The organism is Cereibacter johrii (genome assembly GCF_001720585.1).
Classification (GTDB): Bacteria; Pseudomonadota; Alphaproteobacteria; order Rhodobacterales; family Rhodobacteraceae; genus Cereibacter_A; species Cereibacter_A johrii.
In genome coordinates this window covers 1-5,137 of sequence record NZ_MABH01000159.1, presented here as the reverse complement: position 1 = coordinate 5,137, position 5,137 = coordinate 1, and the positions used below count along the sequence as shown (strand labels likewise).

Genomic DNA, 5,137 nt, shown 5'->3' with positions numbered 1-5,137 from the left:
GGAGACGGCGGCGTGGAAGGCGGCCTCGGCCTCGTCGAGGCTGCGCTGGAGCTCGGCGCGGCCGGCCTCGGTCGAGGCGTCGGGGCGTTTGGCGCGGGCGTGGCGGGAGCTCATCTCGAAGATCTGCGCGCCGTTCGCACCGGGCTGGACATGGGCCGCGGCGGTCAGGGCCACGCCGATGGAGCCTGCGACGGCGCCGGGCGTCATCACGATCTCGGTGGCCTGCGAGGCGAGCCAGTAGGCGGCCGAGGCGGCCAGTGGCGAGACGAGGGCATGGACCGGCTTCACGGCGGCGGCTGTCGCGATGGCCTCGGCCGCGGCCTCGATCCCGCAGACGAGGCCGCCCGGGCTGTCGATCTCGAGCACGATGGCGGCGGCATCCTCGCTGGCGGCGAGATGCGCCAGCGTCTCGGCGAGGCCATGATAGGTGGCCCAGCCGAACCAGCGCTCGTACTGTGCCATGTTCGGCGTGAGGATCCCGCGCACCGGCACCACCGCGAGGCCGCGCGAGACGGTGAAGCGGTCGGGGACGGTCGGGCCTGCTGCGGGAGCACGGGCCGCCGCGGCAGGATCCGCCGCGCCCTCCGGGATCGGGAGGGCAAGGAGGGGCGCCGCCAGATCCTCGGCCAGCGCCATGGGCTGCAGGGGGCCGAAGAGGCTGGCGAGCGTGCGGGTCATGGGTCTGTCTCCTCGCTGCGGGTCATGTTGGGCGCCGGGTTCAGCCGGTCGCCGCCCTCGATGGGGTCGTAGCCGTCGATGCGCCGGGCCTCGTTCGGGGTCAGGATCGGGCCGCCCACCGCCTTGGCGAGCGCCTCGTACCGTTCGCGAGTCGTGGGTCGGAGCAGGGCGCCGAAGTCATGTTTGAGGTAGAATCCGGCCCGGCGCTCGGCCTCGGTCAGCACCCCGAGCGCGAGCTGGTCCTCGACCTGTTTCGCCCAATGGAGGAGGCAGTCGGTCAGGTAATCGATGGCCTGCTGCTCGCCATTGGCCTTCACCCCGTACTCCATCATCTGGAGCTTCGCCGGCGGCACCCGGTAGATCGCCGCGATCTGCTCGCGGTCGAACTTGCGGCTCCCCAGGAGCTCCTGATCGGCCGCTTTCATGTCGAGCGTCTTCACATCCTCGCCCTCGCCGAGGATCGGGAAGCCCTCGACCTCCGGCGCGCGGAGGGCCGCGGCCACCCGGCGGGCGCTCCGGACGCGGGCCTCGTCATCCTCGTAATCGTCGCGGAGCCGGATCACGGCGCGGGCGGTGACGCCCGAGGCCGCGCGGGCCGCCGACTCCTGGCCTGCGAGCGCGAGGCCCACGCTCTCGGCCGCGACCTCGAGCGGGCTGCGGCCCGTCCAGCCATCCTCGGCCATGTAGCGCAGATGGATCATGGCGCGGGCAGGGGCGCGGCGGCGGAGGCCTGCGCCGTCCTCGAAGTCGTAGAACCGCTCCCGGCCGGCGCGGAGCACGCTGCAGCCGGACTGGCGCACGAGATCGATCAGCTCGAGCTCGCCCGCCCCGTCGCGCGGCGCCCAGGCGAAGGCATTGCCGCGAAGGGTGAAGGCATAGCCGAGCGCGAACCGCACCACCGAAGCCGCCACGCCCGGCGCGGCTTCCACATTCAGGAGATAGGGCGCGGCATGGTCGCGGACGCGGACCTCGCGGCCGTCGCCGCTGCGCTGGAAGAGCTTCAGCGGCACCTTCGCGAGATCTCCCGCGATGACGGCGCAGCAGGCATAGACCGTGGCATGGCGCTGCGCCACGTCGGCCGAGACGCGGGGCAGGGTGCGGATCCGGCTCGCCCCGCCCGAGCTCCAGCCGACCTCCTGCAGCCAGGGCTTCGGCGCCGCCGTCCCGCTCGCCTCGGCCGCGACCTGCCGCGCCGTCACCGGCGGCTCGGTGCGGACGGAGGCGCCCGCCATTCGCGAAGCGCCAAATCGGGGCCATCTGCTCATGCCGGTCCTTCCTTTTGCCAGGCGATCCGTCACGGAGCGCCTGCCTTCTCTTCCGTGATGCTGGCCGGAGCCTTAGGGGACCGGACGCCGCAGTCCGCTCCGGGCCTCTTATCGATCATTCGAAACTGTGCGCATCGTCGCCCGCAGCACTTCACTGAAGGAGATGGGAACCCATGCAACTGCACCGCGGCCGTCTGATCGATCATATTCAGCTCGTCGTGCGCGACCTGACGGCGAGCGAGACCTTCTACACGGCGGTGATGTCCGTGCTGGGGATACCGGTTCTCAGGCCGGGCGATGGGTACTTCATCGCGGATGAACTTACCGTATCCGCTGCCGACAGCCCGACCTCGTCGGGCGAGTTGACCGGGCGGCACCACCTTGCCTTTCAGGCCAAGGATCGCGAGACGGTCGATGCTTTTTACAAAGCGGCCTTGGAGAATGGCGGGCGCGATAATGGTGCGCCCGGGATCCGGGCCTATCATCCGGGATATTATGCCGCCTTCGTGCTGGACCCCGATGGCAACAACATCGAGGCGGTCTTCCAAGGCGACGCAACCCGAAACGTGTCGTCGGTCACCCTCGATTTTTAGGCCGGTGCCGTTCCTTCCTCATTCCCGGCCACGGTCTTTCGCGAAGCGCGAGCGGCGTCTCCGCTCACGCCGTCTCCACCTCGCGTGCGCGGCGGCGGCCTTCGGCGGCTTCGGCGCGCCCCAAGGCCATGATGGCGGCCACCGCCGGGTCGATCCGGCCCTTCGAGCGGGCCTTGTTCGGCTTGATGTTCTCGGCCGCATCCTCGTCGCGGTGCACGTTGCCCACCGCCCAGGCCAGCACCGGGTTGCCCGCGTGCCGGATCCGGCCCTTCGCCACCGCCTCCTCGAACCGCTTCATCGGCGAGGACATCGAACCGTAGCCCTGCCCGTGCTCGACCAGCGGGAAGCGCCGCTTCAGGAGCTCCTTCGCCATGTATTTCATGCCCCAGCGGTCGTAGGCGAGCTCGCGCAGGTCGAACCGGGCTCGGATCGTCTCGAGCCGCTCGATCACCTGATCCTCGTCGATCACGCCGCCCGAATGGACCTCGAGCCAGCCCGCATCGCGCCAGGCGACATATTCGCGCTTCTCCTTCTGCGCCCGCGCGATGAAGCCCTTCGGCCCCTCCGGCAGGAAGGAATAGGCCAGGAGATAGATCTGCCCGTCCTTCGGCACGGCGACCGAGATCGCGGTGAGGTCGGTGGTCTTCGACAGATCGAGCCCGACCCAGGCCGGCAGGCCGTAGAGCGCGCGCGGGTCGAAGGGCTCGGCGCCGCGGTCCCAGACGTCGCGGGCGATCCAGGTCTGGGCGCCTTCCGTCCAGAGGTTCATGTGCAGCCGGCGGAAGTTCGGCATCTTGCCCGAGATCACCGTCGCCTCCCGGTACATCTCGCCGAACCGCTCCTCGGAGAAGGCCACGCCGAGGTTCGGGTTCGCCATCTTCCAGAAGCGCGGATCGGCCACGTCGCAGTCGGGCGGGGGCTCGGCCACATAGGCGAAGAAGCTGTCGTCGCTGACCGTGCCGCGCACCACCTCCTCGGCATAGTCGCGCATCTCGCCGCAGAGGCTCGCGCGATCCGCGCCGGCGGTGGTGATCGCCCAGTCGATCGGCTGGGCGCGGGCGATCATCGAGTTGGTCAGCACCTCGGCGAGCTCGCGGTCGGTCCAGCGGTGGACCTCGTCGCGGGCGGCGAAGTGCGGGTTGATCCCGTCCGAGCTGTTGCCGTCGCGCGAGAGGCAGGCGATCAGCCCCTCGGTCGCGGGCACCTCGATGGAGGTCCGCCAGACCTGCATCAGGGCCGAGAGATGCGGCGAGGCGCGGATCATGCGCTTGAGCTCGCGGAAGAGGAGCCCCGCCTGGTCGCGTGTGGTGGCGGCGCAGTATCCCTGCGGCGCGGCCTCGCGGTCGAAGAGCGCGGTGAAGAGGGCGGGCACCGCCGTGTCGGTGGTCTTGCCGTTCTTCTTCGCGACCTGATGATAGGTGGTGCGGAAGCGGCGGAGCCCGCCCTCCTTCTTCCAGCCGAAGACCGAGCCGTGCCGGAAGGCCTGCCAGGGGCGCAGCGTGAGCGGGCGGCCCGCCAGCGGCCCCGTGGTGTGCTGGATCAGCTCGGCGAAGTTCAGCACCCGGCTGGCTGCGCGGCAGTCGAACCAGAGGCCGCGGTCGCGCCCGGTCTCGAGATCGGTCAGGTGGCGCAGGCAGGCGAGGCGCACCAGCTCGCCTGCGGTCTCGCGGCCCTCGACCACATCGAGCGCATAGCGCGAGACCGGATGGTCAATCGGCTCCATCGAGGGTCTTCAGGATCTCGTCGAAGAGATCGCCCTGTCCGGTGACGCGGACGCGGGCCTCGTCGACGGGGGTGAGGCCGAAGCGGGCGGCGAGCTGGTTCATGACGGCGATGGCATCCTGCCGCTGGCCCCAGACGGCGCGCTTCTTCTGCTGGCGGCCGTTGCGGGTCTCGACCTCGTACCAGCTGCCGAAGGCCGCGATGTCGCCGGTGAAGCGGATGACATCGGCGACGGCCTCGCAATAGACCGCGAACGGATCCTCGAAGGCGGGCTCGAGCCGCTTCTTCGCGATGAGCACCGGGGCGAGGCGCTCCCAGACCTCGCGCCCTTCCGCGCTCATCCACTCCGGGGCCTCCGGCACGGGCGCCGAGAGGTCGCCCTTCATCGGGATGACGTTCGAGACCTTCGGCTTCTGCCCGCGCATCGTGACTGTCCTTGTTCTATGGGGACCGCGCCCGCGCCGGCCCGATCCCGCCGCATCGGCGGCCGGATCGGGCGCGCCGGGATCGGCGGTCCATCATGTCTGTTGTGCGCCGCGCGGAGCGGAGCGGGGGCTGCCCGACCCTCTTACCCCTCTGCCCGGTGGGCTTTTTTTGCCAATTCGCCGTGCACGAAAAGGAAGGTTCGAGCGCCGGTTACCGTGCCGACCCCTCCGATTTTCCGATACCCCCCGGTGGGTGGAAGACCTCGCGCGCGGTCTTGCGGCTGTGGCAGGGCCGGCATAGCGGCTGCCAGTTGGCCCGGTCCCACATCAGGCCGGGATCGCCGCGGTGCGGCCGGATGTGGTCGACCTCGGCCGCGGCCACCACGAGCCCGAGCCCGGCGCAGTCGGCGCAGAGCGGATGGGCCGCGAGGAACCGCGCCCGTGCCCGCCGCCA

General features: G+C 70.6%; 6 protein-coding genes. 1 reads left to right on the top strand and 5 read right to left on the bottom strand.

The window, feature by feature from the left end:
- Positions 1 to 678 (bottom strand): S49 family peptidase (locus tag A9O63_RS14130; RefSeq protein WP_069332518.1); only part of this gene is annotated, 678 nt, incomplete at its 3' end.
- Positions 675 to 1,943, bottom strand: coding sequence for a phage portal protein (locus tag A9O63_RS14125; protein WP_084295918.1), 1,269 nt, complete (start codon positions 1,941 to 1,943; stop codon positions 675 to 677). The genes A9O63_RS14125 and A9O63_RS14130, both read right to left, overlap by 4 nt.
- Positions 1,944 to 2,116: 173 nt before the next feature.
- On the opposite strand from A9O63_RS14125, the gene A9O63_RS14120 reads away from it, so the two are divergent.
- Positions 2,117 to 2,536, top strand: coding sequence for a VOC family protein (locus tag A9O63_RS14120; RefSeq protein WP_069332516.1), 420 nt, complete (start codon positions 2,117 to 2,119; stop codon positions 2,534 to 2,536).
- A 64-nt stretch (positions 2,537 to 2,600) separates the two neighbouring features.
- Here A9O63_RS14120 and A9O63_RS14115 read toward each other — a convergent pair whose 3' ends face one another.
- From A9O63_RS14115 to A9O63_RS14105, 3 genes are all read right to left on the bottom strand, one after another.
- Complete coding sequence (locus tag A9O63_RS14115; protein WP_069332515.1) at positions 2,601 to 4,259, bottom strand: terminase large subunit; 1,659 nt, start codon at positions 4,257 to 4,259, stop codon at positions 2,601 to 2,603.
- Positions 4,246 to 4,683 (bottom strand): P27 family phage terminase small subunit, encoded by a 438-nt coding sequence (locus A9O63_RS14110; protein ID WP_069332514.1) that lies wholly within the window; start codon positions 4,681 to 4,683, stop codon positions 4,246 to 4,248. The genes A9O63_RS14115 and A9O63_RS14110 overlap by 14 nt, the downstream gene beginning before the upstream one ends.
- A gap of 211 nt (positions 4,684 to 4,894) precedes the next feature.
- Positions 4,895 to 5,137 (bottom strand): HNH endonuclease (locus A9O63_RS14105; protein ID WP_141703098.1); only part of this gene is annotated, 243 nt, incomplete at its 5' end.

Bases quoted from the DNA above. Each gene is read 5' to 3' on its own strand.
- A9O63_RS14110 (WP_069332514.1), bottom strand. From the start codon at position 4,683: ATGCGCGGGCAGAAGCCGAAGGTCTCGAACGTCATCCCGATGAAGGGC.
- A9O63_RS14125 (WP_084295918.1), bottom strand. From the start codon at position 1,943: ATGAGCAGATGGCCCCGATTTGGCGCTTCGCGAATGGCGGGCGCCTCC.
- A9O63_RS14120 (WP_069332516.1), top strand. From the start codon at position 2,117: ATGCAACTGCACCGCGGCCGTCTGATCGATCATATTCAGCTCGTCGTG.
- A9O63_RS14115 (WP_069332515.1), bottom strand. From the start codon at position 4,259: ATGGAGCCGATTGACCATCCGGTCTCGCGCTATGCGCTCGATGTGGTC.